16 protein-coding genes are annotated in these 18,762 nt (G+C 60.3%); 10 read left to right on the top strand and 6 right to left on the bottom strand.

What is annotated here, in order from left to right:
- The first annotated feature begins 6 nt into the window (after window positions 1-6).
- The 6 genes from nuoL to QEZ52_RS14440 all read left to right on the top strand — a co-directional run bounded on the left by nuoL (window position 7) and on the right by QEZ52_RS14440 (window position 8,395).
- On the top strand, window positions 7-2,118 hold the full coding sequence (gene nuoL, locus QEZ52_RS14465; RefSeq protein WP_406645114.1) for an NADH-quinone oxidoreductase subunit L: 2,112 nt from the start codon (window positions 7-9) through the stop codon (window positions 2,116-2,118).
- On the top strand, window positions 2,118-3,668 hold the full coding sequence (locus QEZ52_RS14460) for an NADH-quinone oxidoreductase subunit M (RefSeq protein WP_406645113.1): 1,551 nt from the start codon (window positions 2,118-2,120) through the stop codon (window positions 3,666-3,668). The genes nuoL and QEZ52_RS14460 overlap by 1 nt, the downstream gene beginning before the upstream one ends.
- A 14-nt stretch (window positions 3,669-3,682) precedes the next feature.
- A complete protein-coding gene (gene nuoN / locus QEZ52_RS14455; RefSeq protein WP_406645112.1) occupies window positions 3,683-5,122 on the top strand; it encodes an NADH-quinone oxidoreductase subunit N in 1,440 nt (479 codons plus the stop codon).
- 69 nt (window positions 5,123-5,191) lie between these two features.
- Complete coding sequence (locus QEZ52_RS14450; protein WP_406645111.1) at window positions 5,192-5,938, top strand: biotin--[acetyl-CoA-carboxylase] ligase; 747 nt, start codon at window positions 5,192-5,194, stop codon at window positions 5,936-5,938.
- Between the two features lie 13 nt (window positions 5,939-5,951).
- Window positions 5,952-6,725, top strand: coding sequence for a type III pantothenate kinase (locus QEZ52_RS14445; RefSeq protein WP_406645110.1), 774 nt, complete (start codon window positions 5,952-5,954; stop codon window positions 6,723-6,725).
- Between the two features lie 2 nt (window positions 6,726-6,727).
- Complete coding sequence (locus QEZ52_RS14440) at window positions 6,728-8,395, top strand: ribonuclease J (protein ID WP_406645109.1); 1,668 nt, start codon at window positions 6,728-6,730, stop codon at window positions 8,393-8,395.
- Between the two features lie 112 nt (window positions 8,396-8,507).
- Here QEZ52_RS14440 and QEZ52_RS14435 read toward each other — a convergent pair whose 3' ends face one another.
- From QEZ52_RS14435 to QEZ52_RS14415, 5 genes are all read right to left on the bottom strand, one after another.
- On the bottom strand, window positions 8,508-8,687 hold the full coding sequence (locus tag QEZ52_RS14435; protein ID WP_406645108.1) for a hypothetical protein: 180 nt from the start codon (window positions 8,685-8,687) through the stop codon (window positions 8,508-8,510).
- 265 nt (window positions 8,688-8,952) lie between these two features.
- Window positions 8,953-10,398 (bottom strand): DEAD/DEAH box helicase, encoded by a 1,446-nt coding sequence (locus tag QEZ52_RS14430; RefSeq protein WP_406645107.1) that lies wholly within the window; start codon window positions 10,396-10,398, stop codon window positions 8,953-8,955.
- Window positions 10,399-10,578: 180 nt separating this feature from the next.
- A complete protein-coding gene (locus tag QEZ52_RS14425) occupies window positions 10,579-11,529 on the bottom strand; it encodes a glycosyltransferase family 2 protein (RefSeq protein ID WP_406645106.1) in 951 nt (316 codons plus the stop codon).
- The gene (locus QEZ52_RS14420) at window positions 11,522-12,268 is read right to left on the bottom strand and encodes a hypothetical protein (RefSeq protein ID WP_406645105.1); all 747 of its coding nucleotides are present in this window, start codon (window positions 12,266-12,268) and stop codon (window positions 11,522-11,524) included. Before QEZ52_RS14420 ends, QEZ52_RS14425 begins: the two co-directional genes overlap by 8 nt.
- Before the next feature lie 29 nt (window positions 12,269-12,297).
- The gene (locus QEZ52_RS14415; RefSeq protein WP_406645104.1) at window positions 12,298-13,905 is read right to left on the bottom strand and encodes a peptide chain release factor 3; all 1,608 of its coding nucleotides are present in this window, start codon (window positions 13,903-13,905) and stop codon (window positions 12,298-12,300) included.
- Between the two features lie 137 nt (window positions 13,906-14,042).
- Between QEZ52_RS14415 and QEZ52_RS14410 the strand changes: the two genes are divergently transcribed.
- A complete protein-coding gene (locus QEZ52_RS14410) occupies window positions 14,043-14,411 on the top strand; it encodes a BrnA antitoxin family protein (RefSeq protein ID WP_406645103.1) in 369 nt (122 codons plus the stop codon).
- Between the two features lie 4 nt (window positions 14,412-14,415).
- Here QEZ52_RS14410 and QEZ52_RS14405 read toward each other — a convergent pair whose 3' ends face one another.
- Entirely contained in the window at window positions 14,416-15,420 is a 1,005-nt protein-coding gene (locus tag QEZ52_RS14405) for a Hint domain-containing protein (RefSeq protein ID WP_406645102.1), read from the bottom strand.
- Between the two features lie 214 nt (window positions 15,421-15,634).
- Here QEZ52_RS14405 and QEZ52_RS14400 point away from each other — a divergent pair, with 214 nt between their 5' ends.
- From QEZ52_RS14400 to QEZ52_RS14390, 3 genes are all read left to right on the top strand, one after another.
- Window positions 15,635-16,414 (top strand): SDR family oxidoreductase, encoded by a 780-nt coding sequence (locus tag QEZ52_RS14400; protein WP_406645101.1) that lies wholly within the window; start codon window positions 15,635-15,637, stop codon window positions 16,412-16,414.
- A gap of 3 nt (window positions 16,415-16,417) precedes the next feature.
- Window positions 16,418-17,539: a hypothetical protein gene (locus tag QEZ52_RS14395; RefSeq protein ID WP_406645100.1), complete on the top strand. Its 1,122-nt coding sequence runs from the start codon at window positions 16,418-16,420 to the stop codon at window positions 17,537-17,539.
- Window positions 17,540-17,635: 96 nt separating this feature from the next.
- Window positions 17,636-18,736: an ABC transporter ATP-binding protein gene (locus QEZ52_RS14390; RefSeq protein WP_406645099.1), complete on the top strand. Its 1,101-nt coding sequence runs from the start codon at window positions 17,636-17,638 to the stop codon at window positions 18,734-18,736.
- Window positions 18,737-18,762: the final 26 nt, after the last annotated feature.

Raw genomic sequence — 18,762 nt, 5'->3', positions numbered from 1 at the left:
GACATCATGGAAACCACACTCCTCTTTGCCCCTCTGGTGGGCTCGCTTCTGTGCGGGTTCGGCTGGAAGTTCATCGGCGAAAAGGCCGCCATGTGGACCGCCACCGGTCTGCTGTTCCTGTCGGCTTTGCTCAGCTGGGTCGTGTTCCTGACCTTTGACGGGCACACGCAGACGATCGAAATCCTGCGCTGGATCGAAAGCGGGTCGTTGTCGACCTCCTGGTCGATCCGTCTGGACCGCCTGACGGCGATCATGCTGATCGTGATCACCACGGTATCGTCGCTGGTTCACCTGTATTCGTTTGGCTATATGGCCGACGATCCACAGTGGCGTCCGGGCGAAAGCTATAAGCCGCGCTTCTTTGCGTATCTGTCGTTCTTTACCTTTGCCATGCTGATGCTGGTCACCTCGGACAATCTGGTTCAGATGTTCTTTGGCTGGGAAGGTGTGGGCGTTGCGTCATATCTGCTGATCGGGTTCTACTATCGCAAGCCGACGGCCAACGCTGCCGCGATGAAAGCGTTCATCGTCAACCGGGTTGGTGACTTTGGCTTTGCGCTGGGGATCTTTGCCCTGTTCTTCCTGACTGACAGCATCAACCTGAGCGACATTTTTGCCGCTGCTCCGGTGCTGGACGAGACGGTTGTCAACTTCCTGTGGACCGACTGGAACGCAGCTGATCTGGTTTGCATCCTGCTGTTCATCGGCGCGATGGGTAAATCGGCTCAGCTGATCCTGCACACCTGGTTGCCGGACGCGATGGAAGGTCCGACGCCTGTGTCGGCGCTGATCCACGCCGCGACCATGGTGACCGCGGGTGTATTCCTGGTCTGCCGCATGTCGCCGCTGATGGAATACGCCGAAACGGCCACTGCGTTCATCACTGTGCTTGGCGCAACCACGGCATTCTTTGCCGCCACTGTCGGCCTGGTGCAGAACGACATCAAACGCGTGATCGCCTATTCGACCTGTTCGCAGCTGGGCTATATGTTCGTTGCTGCCGGTGTCGGCATGTATAGCGCGGCCATGTTCCACCTGTTCACGCACGCCTTTTTCAAGGCGATGTTGTTCCTGGGGGCCGGGTCGGTCATCCACGCGATGCATCACGAACAGGACATGCGCAACTATGGCGGTCTGCGTTCGAAAATTCCTTATACCTATTGGGCGATGATGATCGGCACGCTGGCCATCACGGGCGTTGGTATTCCGATGACCACCATTGGGTTTGCCGGTTTCCTGTCCAAGGACGCGATTATCGAAAGCGCCTATGCGGGCGGATCCTCCTATGGCTTCTGGCTGTTGGTGACAGCTGCTGCATTCACGTCCTTCTACAGCTGGCGTTTGATCTTCATGACCTTCTTTGGCACACCGCGCGGCGACAAGCACACGCATGATCACGCGCATGAAAGCCCGATGACCATGTTGATCCCGCTGGGGGTTCTGGCGCTGGGGGCAATCTTCTCGGGGATGCTGTGGTACGGCTCGTTCTTTGGTCACGCCGACCAAGTGGGCAAGTTCTATGGAATTCCGGTTGCCGAAGCAGGGGCCGAAGGCCACGGTACGGACACCGGGCATGGCGAAGAAGCAACAACAGATGATGGCCACGGCGGCGGCGGTGACGTTGCAGCAGCCGGTGATCATCACATGGTGTTTGCGGGCAAGCCGGGTGAAGGTGCGCTGTATTTTGCTCCCGACAACCATGTTCTGGACGACGCGCACGCGGCTCCGGCTTGGGTCAAGGTGTCGCCGTTTGTTGCGATGCTGGGCGGTCTGATCATGGCCATGTGGTTCTATATCTGGAACCCGTCGCTGCCGCATCGGTTGGCCACCAACTTCCAGCCGCTCTATCAGTTCCTTTTGAACAAATGGTACTTTGACGAGCTGTATGACGCGATCTTTGTCAAACCCGCTTTGGCCATTGGCCGCTTCCTGTGGAAGCGCGGTGACGGCAATACCATCGACGGCTTCCTGAATGGGGTCGCGATGGGGATCGTTCCCTTCTTTACCCGCCTCGCCGGTCGCGCACAGTCGGGTTTCATCTTCACATATGCCTTCTGGATGGTGCTGGGTATTGCTGCCCTGGTCACCTGGATGTCGATCGGCGGAGGAGCGCACTGATGGACAATCTCCTTTCTATTGTCACTTTCATCCCGGCGCTTGCGGCGGCCATTCTGGCCCTGTTCCTGCGCGGCGAGGATGAGGCGGCACAACGCAACGCCAAATGGGCCGCGCTCTTTGCCACCACGATCACCTTTTTGGTGTCGATCGGCATCTATACCGGGTTCGACCCGGCCAATACCGGCTTTCAGATGGTTGAAGAAACCGAATGGCTGCTGGGCCTGAAATACAAGATGGGCGTCGACGGGATTTCGGTTCTGTTCGTGATGCTGACTACCTTCATCATGCCGCTGACCATTCTGGCCAGCTGGAATGTGACCAGCCGCGTCAAGGAATACATGATTGCATTCCTGCTGCTGGAAACCCTGATGTTGGGCGTTTTCATGGCGCTGGATCTGGTGCTGTTCTACCTGTTCTTTGAAGCGGGCCTGATCCCAATGTTCCTGATCATCGGCATCTGGGGCGGTGCAAACCGGATCTATGCATCGTTCAAATTCTTCCTCTATACCTTCCTCGGCTCGGTGCTGATGCTGGTGGCGATGGTTGCCATGTTCTCGGACGCGGGCACCACCGACATCGAAAGCCTGCTGACCCATCAGTTTGCCTTTGATGACTTCTCGATCCTGGGGATCCAGATCGTGGGCGGCATGCAGACGCTGCTGTTCCTGGCCTTCTTTGCCAGCTTTGCGGTGAAAATGCCGATGTGGCCGGTGCACACCTGGTTGCCGGACGCACACGTGCAGGCACCGACTGCCGGCTCCGTCGTGCTGGCTGCGATCCTGTTGAAGATGGGGGGGTATGGCTTCCTGCGGTTCAGTCTGCCGATGTTCCCTGTCGGGGCCGAAGTGATGACCGATCTGGTCCTGTGGATGTCGGCAATTGCCATCGTCTATACGTCCTTGGTCGCGATCGTTCAGGAAGACATGAAGAAGCTGATCGCCTATTCGTCGGTCGCGCATATGGGGTTTGTCACCATGGGGATCTTTGCTGCAAACCAGCAGGGGATCGATGGGGCCATCTTTCAGATGCTCAGCCACGGGTTCATTTCCGCCGCGCTCTTCTTGGCGGTTGGGGTGATCTATGACCGGATGCACACCCGCGACATCGACGCCTATGGTGGTCTGGTGATCCGGATGCCTGCCTATGCGCTGGTGTTCATGTTCTTTACCATGGGCAACGTCGGTCTGCCGGGCACCTCCGGGTTCGTCGGTGAATTCCTGACACTGATGGGCACGTTCCAGAAAAACACCTGGGTGGCTGCTGTTGCAACGACTGGCGTGATCTTCTCGGCGGGCTATGCGCTGTGGCTGTATCGCCGGGTTGTCTTTGGCGATCTGATCAAGGAAAGCCTGAAGGGCATTCTGGATCTGAGCACCCGCGAACGGTTGATCTTTGCGCCGCTGATCGTGATGACCATCCTGTTGGGTGTGTACCCCGCAGTCGTCACCGACATCATCAGCCCATCGACCACCGCGCTGATTTCGAACTTTGACGCATCACTGGCAGCAGCAGCAGATCACGCTGCGCCCGCCGTTGCTGCCTCGCATTAAGGAGCCAGGAAGAAATGATCCAAGCTGATCTTTCCGTAATCCTGCCAGAGGTCATTCTGGCCGTTTACGCCATGCTGGCGCTGATCGCGGCCGTTTACACCGGCAAGGACAAACTGGGCCCGCTGCTGGTCTGGACCACCGGGGGCCTGATGGCCGCGCTGGCGTTGTGGATTGCCACAAATGGCAATGGCACCCACGAGGCCTTTGGCGGCATGTTCGTCGATGACGGGTTCGCCCGCTTTGCCAAGGTGACCATCCTGCTGTCGGCCGCTGCTGTGCTGGTCATGAGCCAGGAATACATGTCGCGTCGCGATCTGCTGCGGTTTGAATATCCGCTGCTGGTGGCGTTGGCTGCTGTCGGCATGATGATGATGGTGTCGGCCGGCGATTTGATGTCGCTGTACATGGGGCTGGAGCTGCAATCGCTGGCGTTGTATGTCGTCGCTGCCCTGCGCCGGGACAGCGTCAAATCGACCGAGGCCGGGCTCAAATACTTTGTGCTGGGGGCTTTGTCCTCTGGTCTGCTGTTGTATGGTGCGTCGCTGGTCTATGGCTTTGCCGGGACAACCAAGTTCACCGGTATCATCCAGGTTGCCCAGCACGGCGAAGTTACCATTGGCTTGCTGTTTGGCCTCGTCTTCCTGATCTCGGGGCTGGCGTTCAAAGTGTCGGCAGTGCCGTTCCACATGTGGACCCCGGACGTTTACGAAGGCTCGCCCACTCCGGTGACGGCCTTCTTTGCCACCGCGCCAAAAATGGCCGCCATGGGTCTGTTCGCCCGTGTCATGCATGATGCGTTCGGATTGGCCGTGGCCGACTGGAGCCAGGTGATCGCGCTGTTGTCGCTGTTGTCGATGTTCCTGGGGGCCGTCGCGGCGATCGGACAGCGTGATATCAAACGGCTGATGGCGTTTTCGTCGATTGCTCATATGGGGTATGCCCTGATGGGGCTGGCCGCCGGAACCGCCTTTGGCGTGCAGGCGCTGCTGGTCTATATGGCGATCTATGTGACCATGAACGTCGGCACCTTTGCCTTTATTCTGATGCTGGAAAAAGATGGCAAACCGATCACCGACATCACCGCCCTGAATTCCTATGCCAAGCGTGAGCCGGGCAAGGCGTTGGCGATGCTGATCCTGTTGTTTTCGCTGGCCGGTGTTCCGCCGATGCTGGGGTTCTTTGGCAAATTGTATGTGCTGCGTGCGGCCTATGACGCGGGTCTGGCCTGGCTGGCGGTTGCCGGTGTTGTGGCCTCCGTGATTGGGGCGTTCTATTATCTGCGCATTGTCTACTACATGTACTTTGGCGAAGAGAGCGACGAACTGGATCGCAACGCATCGCCTGTGCTGTGGGTGTTCCTGATGGGGTCGGCAGCGGTCATGCTGTTGGGGATCGTCAACATGTTTGGTGTCGAAGGAGCTGCGGCTTCTGCGGCGGCAACGCTTGTCAACTGATCAAGCGATCAGTCAAACTGCAAGGGCCCGGTCAGGCGACCGGGCCTTTTGCCGTAGGAGGGACATGAAATGAGCTGGCCGCAGGGGTATGGCAAACGGGTGTTGACTGAAGTCGACAGCACGTTGGATGAGGCCGCGCGCATTGCGCCCACGCTGGCCGGACCGGAATGGATTCTGGCGCTGCGCCAGACCAAGGGACGCGGCCGACGGGGCCGGGCCTGGAACGATCCAACCGGAAATTTGGCCGCCACGCTGGTGCTGCGCCCCCAAGAGCCCCCCGAACAGGTGGCCCTGCGCAGCTTTGTTGCGGCGCTTGCGCTGTATGATGCCTGTGTGACGGTCACAGGACGCAGCGAAGGGCTGGCGTTGAAATGGCCCAATGACGTGCTGCTGAATGGTGGCAAGCTGGCTGGTATACTGCTGGAAAGCGCGGGCCATGGGGGTGGTGTCACCCATCTTGCGATCGGGATCGGCGTCAATCTGGTCCAGACCCCGCCCAGCGACTGGCTGGAACCCGGATCGGTGTGGCCGGTGTCATTGATGTCGGAGACTGGTGTTCAGGTCGATCCAGAAAGCTTTCTGGACGCTCTGGCGGACGCCTATGACCATTACGAAACCCAATTCACGACCTATGGGTTTGCCCCGATCCGGACCGCCTGGTTGGCCCGTGCGGCGAAGTTGGGCGAAGTGATTTCGGCCCGCACCGCCACGTCAGAAACGGTTGGGACATTTGAGACGGTGGACGGTGCTGGCAACCTTGTCCTAAACACGGCCAAAGGTCGGGTCACTATCCCGGCGGCGGATGTGTATTTTTAAGAGGGGGCAAGGGATGCTTCTGGCAATCGACTGTGGCAACACCAATACCGTTTTCTCGATCTGGGATGGCGAAACATTCCTGTGCACCCTGCGCACGTCGACCCACCACGCCCGCACGGCAGATGCCTATTTCACCTGGTTTTCGACGCTGATCAACCATTATGGGATCAAGACGGATATCACCGAGGTCATCATCTCGTCGACCGTGCCCCGTGTCGTGTGGAACCTGCGGGTGTTTGCGGACCGGTTCTTTGATTGCCGACCGATGGTTGTGGGCAAGCCGGAATGCCTGTTGCCGCATTTGCCCCGGGTGGATGCCGGAACACAGGTTGGCCCTGACCGGCTGGTCAATACGGCGGGGGCCTTTGATCGCCATGGCGGTGATCTGATCGTGGTGGATTTTGGCACCGCAACCACGTTTGACGTTGTCGCCCATGATGGGGCCTATATCGGCGGGGTGATTGCCCCGGGTGTAAACCTCAGTCTGGAGGCGTTGCATTTGGCGGCCGCCGCGCTACCTCATGTTGATATTTCTCAACCCCAAAAGGTGATCGGGACCAACACGGTGGAATGCATGCAATCGGGTGTGTTCTGGGGGTATGTCGGGCTGGTGCGGGAAATCTGCGCGCGGATCCGGGCCGAACATGACCGCCCGATGCAGGTGATCGCCACCGGCGGGTTGGCGCCTTTGTTTGAACAGGCGGCAAATCTTTTTGACGTCTTTGAAGAAGATCTGACGATGCACGGGCTGACCGTGATCCATCGCTATAACAAGGATAACAGCTGAGTATGAGCAGCGAACGATTGATTTATCTGCCCTTGGGCGGCGCCGGCGAGATCGGCATGAACGCCTATGTTTATGGGTATGGTAAACCGGGCAAAGAACGCCTGATCCTAGTGGATCTTGGCGTGGCTTTTCCGGATATGGACACAACACCCGGTGTGGATCTGATCTTTGCCGATATGACGTGGCTAAAGGAACGCGCCGACCGGTTGGACGCGGTGTTCATCACCCACGCCCATGAGGACCACGTCGGGGCCCTGGGATTGCTGTACAGCGCGTTGAACGTGCCGGTGCACGCCCGCGCCTTTACCGCCAATATCGCCCGGCGCAAGTTGGAGGACAAAGGCCAGGTCGCCGACGCGGTGGTGACGGCGTCGCCCTGGCCGGAAACCGTGCAGGCGGGCCCGTTCAAGGTCGGCTTTGTGCCGATTTCACATTCGATCCCAGAAAGCTCGGCTCTGGTGATCGACACGCCCGCAGGACGGATCCTGCATTCGGGTGATTTCAAGATCGACACCGACCCCGGAGTGGGGGAAGCGTTTGATGCAGATCTGTTTGCGGACCTGGGCGAAACCGGGGTCAAGGCGTTGATCTGTGATTCGACCAATGTGTTCTCGCGCGCGCCAGGGCGGTCCGAGGCCGAATTGCCCGGCGAGATCACCCGCCTTGTGGGTGAGGCCAAGGGTATGGTGGTCGCGACCACATTTGCGTCCAACGTGGCACGGGTGCGCACATTGGCGCGGGCAGGCGAGCGGGCCGGGCGATCCGTTGTTCTGCTGGGCCGCGCAATGCGCCGGATGATCGAAGCATCAGAGGCCACTGGGGTTCTGTCGGATTTCCCCAAAGTGATCAGCCCCGAAGAGGCACAGGACATTCCGCGCAACAACGTCATGCTGATCGTGACTGGGAGCCAGGGCGAACGTCGCGCGGCGTCGGCGCAATTGGCCCGCGGCAAATACCGTGGTCTGGAGATGAAGGAGGGGGATTTGTTCCTGTTCTCGTCAAAAACCATTCCGGGCAACGAAAAAGGCGTGATCCGGATCATGAACCAGCTCAGCGAAAAGGGCGTCGATGTCGTGGATGACAGTTCAGGGCTGTATCACGTGTCGGGCCATGCCAATCGCCCGGATCTGGAGCAGATGCACGAGCTGGTGAAGCCCGAGATGCTGATCCCGATGCACGGCGAACACCGGCATCTGCGTGAACATGCGCGTTTGGGCGAGTCCAAGGGGCTGACCAGCGCGGTCGTGGTCAATGGCATGATGATGGATCTGACAGCGGATGGCCCTGTGGTCGCCGAATATATCGACACCGGGCGCACCTATCTGGATGGAAGCGTGCAGATCGGGGCCATGGATGGGGTCGTGCGCGATCGGATCCGCATGGCGCTGAACGGTCATGTGCTGGTAACTGTGATCCTGGATGAATCGGATGAACCTTTGGGCGAGCCTTGGTGTGATATCAAGGGGGTGCCGGAAACCGGAAGTTCAAAGGCTGCGGTGGTGGAAATTCTGGAGGAGGACCTGAATCAATTCTTGTTGCGGGCCGGTTCCAAGACGCTGAGCGATGACGACAAGCTGGAAGAGGCGCTGCGCCGCATTGTGCGCCAGAGCGCCCAGAATGAAATCGGGCGCAAGCCCGAAGTCACTGTGGTGATCAGCCGGATGCGTTGACATTGGCCGGGCGGGGGGCTCCCGCCCGGCAACCACGGCATCTGGCGATGCCGCATTGCCCGTTGGGCCGGGCGCCGCATGATGTGCGGCGCGGCGGCGGGTCCTGGTCGATCTAGTGCAGCGGACGTGCGCACCGGGGCGACAGGCTGAACCCACGCGGAGCCAGAGATTTCACGGCGGAAAAGAGTTTACGCAGGGCGTTGCCAAAGGCGATGCTGCGCAGGCGCGCGGCTTCGTGTTGGATGGCCTGGATTTCGGCGGCAGTGGGGGCGTGGAAGGTAACTTCGGTCATGACAGGGGCTCGCATATGTCAGGAGGAGGCAGTGTGTTGCTGCCCACATAGTCCCTGAAGCGATGCCGTGTCATCGGACAAAGATGAAACCCCGCCATGTTGAAAACGCAAGGGCCGCCCGCCGCGCATCATATGCATCATATCCTGTGCATCATATCCCGTTTGAGCTGCTGGCGAGATGCAGACAAAGAAAAGGGCACGCCCCATGTTTTGGGGAGTGCCCGGATCTGTTGCAGTGTTGCAGATACCTGCGTCAGTCAGAGGATCAGCCGGCGCGGCGTTCCTCAAAGCTGAGAGCGATGAAGCTGGGCAGGTGATCGCCCATGCCGACAACGGCTTTGTTGTCGTCCCGGCGTGACCGGCCGCGGCTTTGGTTCTGGCTTTGGCTCTGGCTTTGGCTCTGGCTTTGAGGCCGTTCCTGACGCTCGGGAAGGTCGGCGGGTTTGGCGGCCGGTTTTCCGCGGCGCGTCGAGGCCGGTTTCTTGTCGGCGGACCGGGACGCGGGTTGGCGGGGTTCGGATTTGCTGTCTGTTGCGGCAGGGCGCGGATCCGGGGTCGCCTTTTTCACCGGGTTTTCCATGCGGGTGATTTGCTTCTGAATCAGGCTTTCCACAGCGTCCAGCGCCTTTTCATCACGGGACGAGCAGATGGTGATGGCTTTGCCTTCCCGTCCGGCGCGTCCCGTGCGCCCGATCCGGTGCACATAATCTTCGGGGTGGCCGGGGACATCGAAATTGATCACATGGCTGACGGCTGGCACGTCAAGCCCGCGCGCGGCAACATCAGAGGCGATCAGCAGGCGGACCGTACCATCGCGGAACCCGTCGAGCGTCTTGGTGCGTTGCGATTGGTCCAGATCGCCATGGATAGGCGAGGCGTTATACCCATATTTCTTGAGCGATTTCGCGCAGATATCGACATCAGTCTTGCGATTGCAGAAGATGATCGCATTGGTGCATTTGTCGCCTTCGCCATCAATGATCGCGCGCAGGACGCTGCGCTTTTCGCTGCCTTCGCGGTCGCGGCGGCTGGGTTTGAACATCACCACGCTCTGTTCGATGGTCTCGGAGGCGGTGGCCTGACGGGCGACTTCGACCCGGGCCGGGGCCGACAGGAAGGTGTTGGTGATCCGTTCGATTTCCGGTGCCATCGTTGCCGAGAAGAACAGCGTCTGGCGGGTGAACGGGGTCAGCGAAAAGATCCGTTCGATGTCAGGGATGAACCCCATGTCCAACATCCGGTCGGCTTCGTCGACAACCATGATCTGCACGCCGGTGAGCAACAGTTTGCCACGTTCGAAATGGTCCAGAAGACGGCCAGGTGTGGCGATCAGCACGTCGACGCCACGGTCGATCAGCAGATCCTGTTCCTTGAACGAAACGCCACCGATCAACAGCGCCTTGGTCAGCTTGAGGTGTTTGGCATAGGTGTCAAAGTTCTCGGCGACCTGAGCGGCCAATTCCCGTGTGGGGCACAGCACCAGGCTGCGAGGCATCCGCGCCCGAGCCCGGCCACGGGCCAGCATCGTGATCATCGGCAGCGTGAAGCTGGCCGTCTTGCCGGTACCGGTCTGGGCAATGCCCAGCACGTCCCTGCCTTCGAGCGCGGAGGGAATCGCTCCGGCCTGAATTGGGGTCGGTGTTTCGTACCCGGCTTCGTCAATGGCTTTGAGAACCTTGGGGTTCAGGTTTAGGTCAGAAAATTTCGTCATGTGTTTCCGCATCTTGCGGACATTAGACCCAGCCCGCGCATCATCATCAGCCAGACCCTAGCGGTCCTGCGCACACGCGCATGTCGGCTCGGGCGGGGAATAGCAAAATACCGGTGTGACGTCAAATCTTGTCGTTGTATCGCAGGGAATAGGGGCCGTTTGCGATGTATTTGAAACAATTCAACTAAAATCGGGAAATTGTTTCTGTCGTTTTTCAGCCAGGCGCAGGGGGCGAATCCTCAGCAATCCCTCGGCGTCCAACCGGGCTCTCAGGTCGGGGGTGTCGGCGCACAACTCGTCATAAAAGGCGCGCAGACCGGCTTCTCCCTGATCGTCTTCGATCAGCTTCAGCAGCGCGTTGAGAGTCATCCCGCCCAGTTCCGGATCCCGCGCCGGAGCCAGTTCGGACCTATAAGAGCCCTTGGACAGTCGGTATTTATAGTGGGACAGCCAATCGTCCCAATCACGGGCGTGTTGATGGCACAGATCGACCTGAGCCAGTTCGGCCGCATCGGGGTTCATGGTGTCGTCCTGTTGGATATTGTGGATCTTGACCGTGACATCCGGCAGGCCGGTCCGCACCAGTAGCTTGCCTTCGACGTGGCTGAGAAAGCCGCATCTCACCTGACGTCCAAAGTTCGGGTAAATCCGGTGTGTGATGGCATTGCGACGTCCATCCGGGGGCATGAATGCTTTGTACACGCTGCCGTCCCCGGCCAGCGATTCGATGGGACGGACGCGGGCGCATTTGATTTCGGGTCCGAGCGTGGCCAGATGGTGTGCCAGAGTGGTTTCATTGGGCCACAGGAACTCATCCACATCCATGTGGATCAGCCAATCGACCTCGACCTTGCGGCGATAGGCATGAGTGGCATTCAGGCTCTGGCGGGCCTGATGTTTGGGGGGAACCCTGCCTTTTTTGTTGATCCAGAACGCGTCGTCGCGCAGCTGGACCCGGATCTTTGGATGGGCCTTGAGCAGGGCAAAGGCCCGGTCATCAGGGGCATCCAGATAGAGGTACAGCCGGTGTGCGCCCAAATCGAGGTGGTGGGCTGCGAAATTCAGAATGTCGACCGTGTCGGCCTTGATGGTGGCGCTCAGGCCCCAGAGGGGCAGATCGGGGTCAGCCATCGGATTTGGTCCGCCTGTATCGTTGAACCCGGGAGAACACCGAGCGTTTGTCGGTCATCACCATGCGCAACATGCGAAACCCGAGGGGACGCAGGGTGGCGTCCTGTTCCGCCAGTCGCCACAGCCGGGCCAGCATGATCCGGTCCAGATCGCCATTGGGCAGGGAATACCCGGCCATGTCAAAGGCCAGCGGGTGGTTGCGGGGTTTGGATTTGAGCCGGGGAAAGGCCGCATCATTGGGGCGCCCGGACACACGGCGTTCGCTGTCATGCAGTTTGATCAGGTCGAACAGCACGGACAGCCCCATGCCACCGCTGCGCTGTTCAAATGTGTCCCCATGATCGGCAAAGGTCGTGGCCGAGGAAATCAACCAGCGCACGGGCAGGCCGTCGGCCAGCTCCTTGCCCTTTTCCCGCCAGATCCGCAGGAACAATTGGCGCACGAATTCAGGCGGGTTGCGACGGCGCAGGACGGCGATCGCCATGGCATGGACGGCCCATAATTCGCTGCATCCGTCAAATTCCACCAGCAGCGTCTGATATTTGCGAGCGGCGTCCTGACGGTCGAATTCGTGGTCCGGCACCGGGTCGGCCTGAATCACTGACGCCGCCAGCGCGTCAAGGTCGCAATCCGGCGGCGGAAACAGGTCGGCCACGTTTTCATAGGGCACTTCCTTGCGATCAAGAAAGCCCAGTAAGCTGTAGAAACTGCCGGGATAAATCGAGTGTTCCAAATCCATGATGGCGACAGATTACAGTTTTTCCCCCGTCACACCATCATTTCCTTGGTCGCTGTCAAGTTCACGTCCGGATAGTCGCGCACAACCCGGTCGATGTCCCATTGCAGGCGGGTCAGATACACAATGTCGCCATCGTGATCATTGGCGATATGCTGTTTGTTGGCATTGACCAATTTGTCCACGGCCGCCTTGTCGCCGCTGACCCAACGGGCGCTGGTGAACTGTGACGCCTCAAAACGGACGGGCAGGCCGTATTCCATTTCGATCCGGCTGGCCAGCACTTCGAATTGCAACGCGCCAACAACCCCGACGATAAAGCCGGAGCCGATGGACGGTTTGAACACTTTGGCCGCGCCTTCTTCGGCAAATTGCATCAGCGCCTTTTCCAGGTGCTTGGACTTCATCGGGTCACCGGCGCGGACACCTTGCAGCAGCTCGGGCGCAAAGCTGGGAATACCAGTAACACGTAAAGGTTCCCCTTCGGTTAACGTATCGCCAATGCGCAGCTGGCCGTGGTTGGGAATGCCGATGATGTCACCGGCCCAGGCCTCTTCGGCCAGTTCCCGGTCCGAGGCCAGAAACAGCACCGGATTCGAGATCGCCATGGGTTTTTTGGTGCGCACATGGTTCAATTTCATGCCGCGTTTGAAATGCCCCGAGGCAAGGCGGACAAAGGCCACCCGGTCGCGGTGTTTGGGGTCCATGTTGGCCTGAACCTTGAACACAAAACCTGCGACCTTTTTCTCTTCAGGTGCGATGCTGCGGGGCTGCGCAGATTGGACCTGGGGCAGGGGGCCGTAGTTGCCGATGCCGTCCATCAACTCTTTGACACCAAAGGAATTGATCGCCGAACCGAACCAGATCGGGGTCATATGCCCTTCGAGCACCGCCTGCGGGTCCAGCTTTGGCAGCAGTTCGCGCGCCATTTCCAGGTCTTCGACCAGTTTGTCCAGCAGGTGTTCGGGCACGTATTTGGCCAGGTTGGGATCGTCCAACCCGTTGATTTCGATGGATTCCGCGACCTTGTTCCGGTCGGCGCGGTCCATGAGCTCAAGCCGGTCGCGCAGGATGTCATAACAGCCGACAAAATCGCGTCCGACCCCGATGGGCCAGCTGGCCGGGGTCACGTCGATGGCCAGCATCTCCTGAATTTCGTCAATGATTTCAAAAACGTCCCGGCTTTCACGGTCCATCTTGTTACAGAACGTCAGGATCGGCAGGTCGCGCAGCCGGCAGACTTCGAACAGCTTCTGGGTCTGGCTTTCCACACCTTTGGCCCCGTCGATCACCATGATGGCCGCATCCACGGCCGTCAGGGTGCGATAGGTGTCTTCGGAGAAGTCGCTGTGACCGGGTGTGTCCACCAGGTTAAACCGCAAATCATTGTAATCAAACGACATTGCCGAGGCGGAAACCGAAATCCCGCGGTCTTTTTCCATCTGCATGAAGTCAGAGCGTGTGCGGCGGGCTTCGCCTTTGGCGCGCACCTGACCGGCCATCTGGATGGCCCCCCCGTAAAGCAGGAATTTTTCGGTCAATGTGGTCTTGCCCGCGTCCGGGTGCGAGATGATCGCAAAGGTACGGCGGCGCGCAATCTCGGGCGGCAATTCGGGGCGGTTTGAGGCGGTGTCCAACATGAGCGCGCGTATAGGTAAGTTTTGGCGGCGGAGCAAGGAAAACGGGGGGTGACATGCGTGCACCCCACGTGCACCGGGCGTGCAGCGGGCTGTGCGGTGGCGCGGCGTTAACCAATTGCGGGCAAAGTTAAGCGGTGATGAACAAGAGAGGTGATGCCATGGTCAACCGCAAACAGGCCCGAAACGACATGCTGCACGAGCTGGAAGCGCTGCAACAGGGGCTGGCCAGCGATTGGTTGGACAAAAGTCTGCCGGATGAATGGCACGGGCTGGACACAAGACATGGGGCGCTGCGCGACAGAACCCGGGTGACCATCCGGCTGGACACGGACATGGTGCGCTGGTTCCGCAAGCTGGGACCGGGGTATGGCGCGCGGATCAACCAGGTGCTGCGGATCTATTGGACGGCGTTGATGTGCGGCCATATCCAGGCCCATCAATACGACGACACGCTGCCCCGGCTGATGGCCGAGGCCCAGCGGGCGCTGCGCGGCGTCGGGCGTTAGAGTATTACCGCGTCGAGGCGCGGCGCAGCAGGTCGATGGCGTCGGGGCGGTCGAGCAGGTTTTTTTGCACGTCGATCCCGTGGTCATCGCGTCGGCCGTGGCGGGTCGTGGCGAGCTTTTTCAGCAGTTCGCCGGGGACGGCGGGTTTGGTCGAGGGGTCCAGCAGCAGGGATTCTGCGGCGATGCCTTCGGCGTAGATGATGTGGTGACGATCAAACAGCAGCTGGAAATAATCGACAAAGCCGCCTTCGACGCGGACAACGGACTCGCCGTTGATCAGGTGGCGGGCAGTGACCAGGATTTCGGAATGGCCCGCACCGATGCGGTCGCTGCGTTGATAGACGAACAATCGGTGGTCGGGGCTGACCAACAGGTCACCGGCGTTGTTCAGCGCGCCGGCCCGGATCAGAACCGGGGCCATGGCACCGGTCGCGCGCACCGTGTTCTGGCCGATCCAGCGGATCGGTTGCACGCCATCGTCGCGGGTCAGCACGCGGTCGCCGACGGTCAGCTCTTCGATCGGGATCTGGGCCCCTGAGGCCAACGTGATGCGGGTGCCGCGGGTAAAGGACACCGAAGCCAGTTCGGCAAATTTGCGCCGCGCCGATTCGCGGCTGGTTTTCAGCAATGTGTATTCGGTCTGGGCCACCAGCGGCACCAGCGGCAGCAGGTGCAGGCCCACGATCAGCCCGTCCAGATCGACTTCGACCAGCAGCAGGATGTCGGTGGTCGACCCGTCCGGCGACATGAAGGACAGGGTGCAATCCAGGTGCAGCGCGTTGCCTGCGGTGCCGGCTTCGCTGTCGGCGGCGATGCCAAAGCTGTTGTCGAGCCGGGCCATCAGCGACAGGCGGTCGGCGCTGATGCCGGATCTGAGCTGGTAGATATCGTCCAGGTCCAGCTCATCCATGAGCCCGACACCATCGCCAAGATTGGCCCCGGCAACAACGCGCAGGCCATCAGCCGGGTAGACGGGATAGGATTGAACGGAACCGTTTTCAGAAAACACGAAACACACCTGCCTTGATTGAGCTGATCCAAAATCCCGGGGCAATGCCGGGGCTGTGGACAGGGTCGCCCCAGAATATGGCCATAGTCGGTCAAATCCCAGAAGTTTTTGAGCCCTTTCTGTCTGTGGAATTGGGGATGGTGTTTGCGCTGGTCAACCCCCGCGACCGGGTGTTAGTCGTTTTGCCAACGAGGATAGCCAAGGGAGAGGGCTGATGGATCTGGGAATTTCCGGGAAACGGGCGCTGGTCTGTGCGTCCAGCAAGGGGCTGGGGCTGGGCTGTGCCGAGGCGCTGGCCGATGCGGGCGTGGATCTGGTGATGAATGCGCGGGGCAGCGCGGCGCTGGAGGAATCGGCGCAGAAGATTCGCGACACCTATGGGGTCGACGTGGTGACGGTGGCCGCCGATGTGACCACACCCGACGGGCAGGCCAGGGTGCTGGAGGCCGCCAAAGACGTGGACATTCTGGTGACCAATGCGGGCGGGCCGCCTCCGGGGATGTGGACCGATTGGGACCGCGACGATTTCATTCAGGCGCTGGATGCCAACATGCTGGCCCCGATTGCGTTGATCAAGGCATTGGTGCCGGGCATGATGGCACGTGGCTGGGGCCGGGTGGTCAATATCACTTCGGTGTCGGTCAAGGCCCCCATCGGGGTGCTGGGCCTGTCCAATTCGGCCCGCGCCGGGTTGACCGGCTATGTTGCGGGCACCGCGCGCCAGGTCGCCGGATCCGGCGTGACGATCAACAACCTGCAACCGGGCATCCATGCCACGGATCGGGCGGTGTCGCTGGATGGCGGCGCAGCACAGGCCCAGGGGATTTCAATCGAACAGGCCAAGGTGAACCGCTGTGCCACCATTCCGGCGGGCCGCTATGGCACCCGCGAGGAATTTGGCGCGACCTGTGCATTCATGTGTTCCCAGCTTGCTGGATTCATGGTCGGGCAAAACATCCTGTTGGATGGCGGCGCCACCAATTCGACAATGTAATCCATGGCGTCGGGATTTTCGCTGAAGGACCAGTTGTTCAACGTTGAAAAGGTCCGCTATCTTGCGGGCCTTTTTTCTGCGGCCGATGCCGGGTTTGATGGCGATGCCTTTGAAGCCCGTGTGATGTCGCGGTTGAGCGATCTGGAATTAAAGGAGCGCATCACCTGGATCGCGCAGGTGATGGGCGACGTGGTGCCGGGGGATCTGCCCGAGGTGGCCCCTGTTCTGATGGCGGCGCTGCCGCCGCCGTTGGACCCCGATCTGACGGATGATGATTTTGGCGATTTCATCTTTGCCCCGTTGGGGGAATGGGTGGTGCAGCGCGGTGTCGCGGCGCATCCCGACCTGTCGCTGGATCTGATTGCGGCGCTGACCCAGCGGTTTTCGATGGAATGGGCGATCCGCCCGTTTCTGAATCGCTGGCCACAGGAGGTTCTGGCCCGGATGGAGAGCTGGGCAGATCACGACAGCTATCATGTGCGCCGTCTGGTCAGCGAAGGCACCCGGCCGCGTCTGCCTTGGGGGCAGGCGGTGAGCCTGGCGCTGGAGGAGCCGTTGCCGTTGTTGGATCGGCTGCATTGCGACCCCACCCGCTATGTCACCCGGTCTGTGGCCAACCATCTGAACGATATAACCAAAAAGAACCCGGATCTGGTGATCGACCGGTTGACGCGCTGGCATGCGCAGGGGCGTCAGCGGCCGGAGGAATTGCGTTGGATGACGTCGCATGCGTTGCGCGGGCTGATCAAGGCGGGCCATCCCGACGCGATGGCGATGTTGGGATATGACCCGCAGGCGCCGGTGACGGCCCGGTTGGAGATGACGACACCGGTGGCGCGGATCGGGGAGGCTGTCACATTCGCCTGCCATCTGTCCGGCCCCGAGGGGACGCCGGTTCTGGTCGATTATCGGATGCATTTTCTGCGCCCCAGCGGGGCGGTGTCGGTCAAGGTGTTCAAATGGAAGCAGGCCCGGTTGGGAGCCGGGGGGCTGGCGCTGACAAAGCGGCACAGGCTCAAGGCGGATGCCACCACATTCCAGCTGATGCCGGGGGCGCATCGCATCGAGGTCATGGTGAACGGCACGCTGCATGATGGCGTGGATTTTGATCTTGGGCCTGCGTGAGTCCGGTTGGCCAACAGCCGACTTGCACCCGCTGGGCGGGGTTGCTATCTGCATGTTATATCCGATGATTTTGATCGGAAACCTGAACGAGGCCGCATGACCCCACATTCTCTTTCGCAGCCTGTGCCGGCCCCGCGGTTGGAAATCCGCAATCTGGTGCGCCATTTCGAAGGGCGTGCGGTTGTGGATGACGTGTCATTGCGCATTCAGGCCGGGCAGGTGACCTGTCTGCTGGGGCCGTCAGGATGCGGGAAATCCACCACATTGCGGATGATTGCCGGCGTCGAAATGCAGGATTCCGGCGAAATTTATGTGGATGGCAAGCTGATCTGCGACACGGTGTTCCGGGTGCCGCCCGAACGGCGCGAGATCGGGTTGATGTTCCAGGATTTTGCCTTGTTTCCGCATCTGAGCGTGGCCGAAAATGTGGCCTTTGGGCTGAACGGTCCGCGCGAGGAGAAACGCGCCCGGGTTGAGGAGCTGTTGGAGCGGGTGCATCTGACCCGGTTCATCGATGGCTATCCGCACCAATTGTCGGGCGGCGAACAACAGCGGGTGGCATTGGCGCGGGCGCTGGCACCGCGGCCGCGGATCATGTTGATGGATGAACCGTTTTCGGGGCTGGACAACCGGCTGCGGGACGGGGTGCGCGACGAAACTCTGAGCCTGCTCAAGGAAGAAGACACCGCGGTTCTGCTGGTCACGCATGAACCCGAAGAGGCCATGCGCATGGCCGATGAAATCGCGCTGATGCGCGGCGGCAAGATCGTGCAGCAGGGCGCGCCCTATAATGTCTATACCCGTCCCGTTGATCGCGCGGCGGTGGCTTTTTTCAGTGATACCAACGTGTTGCGATCGACAGTTCAAGGGGCTTTGGCGCAGACCCCCTTTGGTCAGTTTCTGGCACCCGGCGTGCCGGATGGCACCGAGGTGGACATCGTGTTTCGCCCCCAGCATGTGCGCCTGGATTTCGACCGCCAGGGCGGCGGCCCGCTGCCCACGCCCAGCGATGGGGTTGCGGCGCGCGGCGTGGTGACACGGGCGCGGTTTCTGGGACATGAGAGCCTGGTTGAATTTCGCATGGATCACGACGGATCGGTGCTGAAGGCGACGGTTCCCAATGTGTTTTTGCCCGAAGAGGGGCGTGTGATGTGGTTGACCGTGCGGCGCAATCGCTGCTTTGTCTTCCCGGCCTGAGTGTGCGACTGTGCGGTCGAAAAGGA

Source organism: Aliisedimentitalea scapharcae (assembly GCF_045277565.1).
Lineage (GTDB): Bacteria > Pseudomonadota > Alphaproteobacteria > Rhodobacterales > Rhodobacteraceae > Aliisedimentitalea > Aliisedimentitalea scapharcae.
Note: the sequence above shows the minus strand (reverse complement) of the source record. Positions and strands in the feature narration are given on the sequence as shown.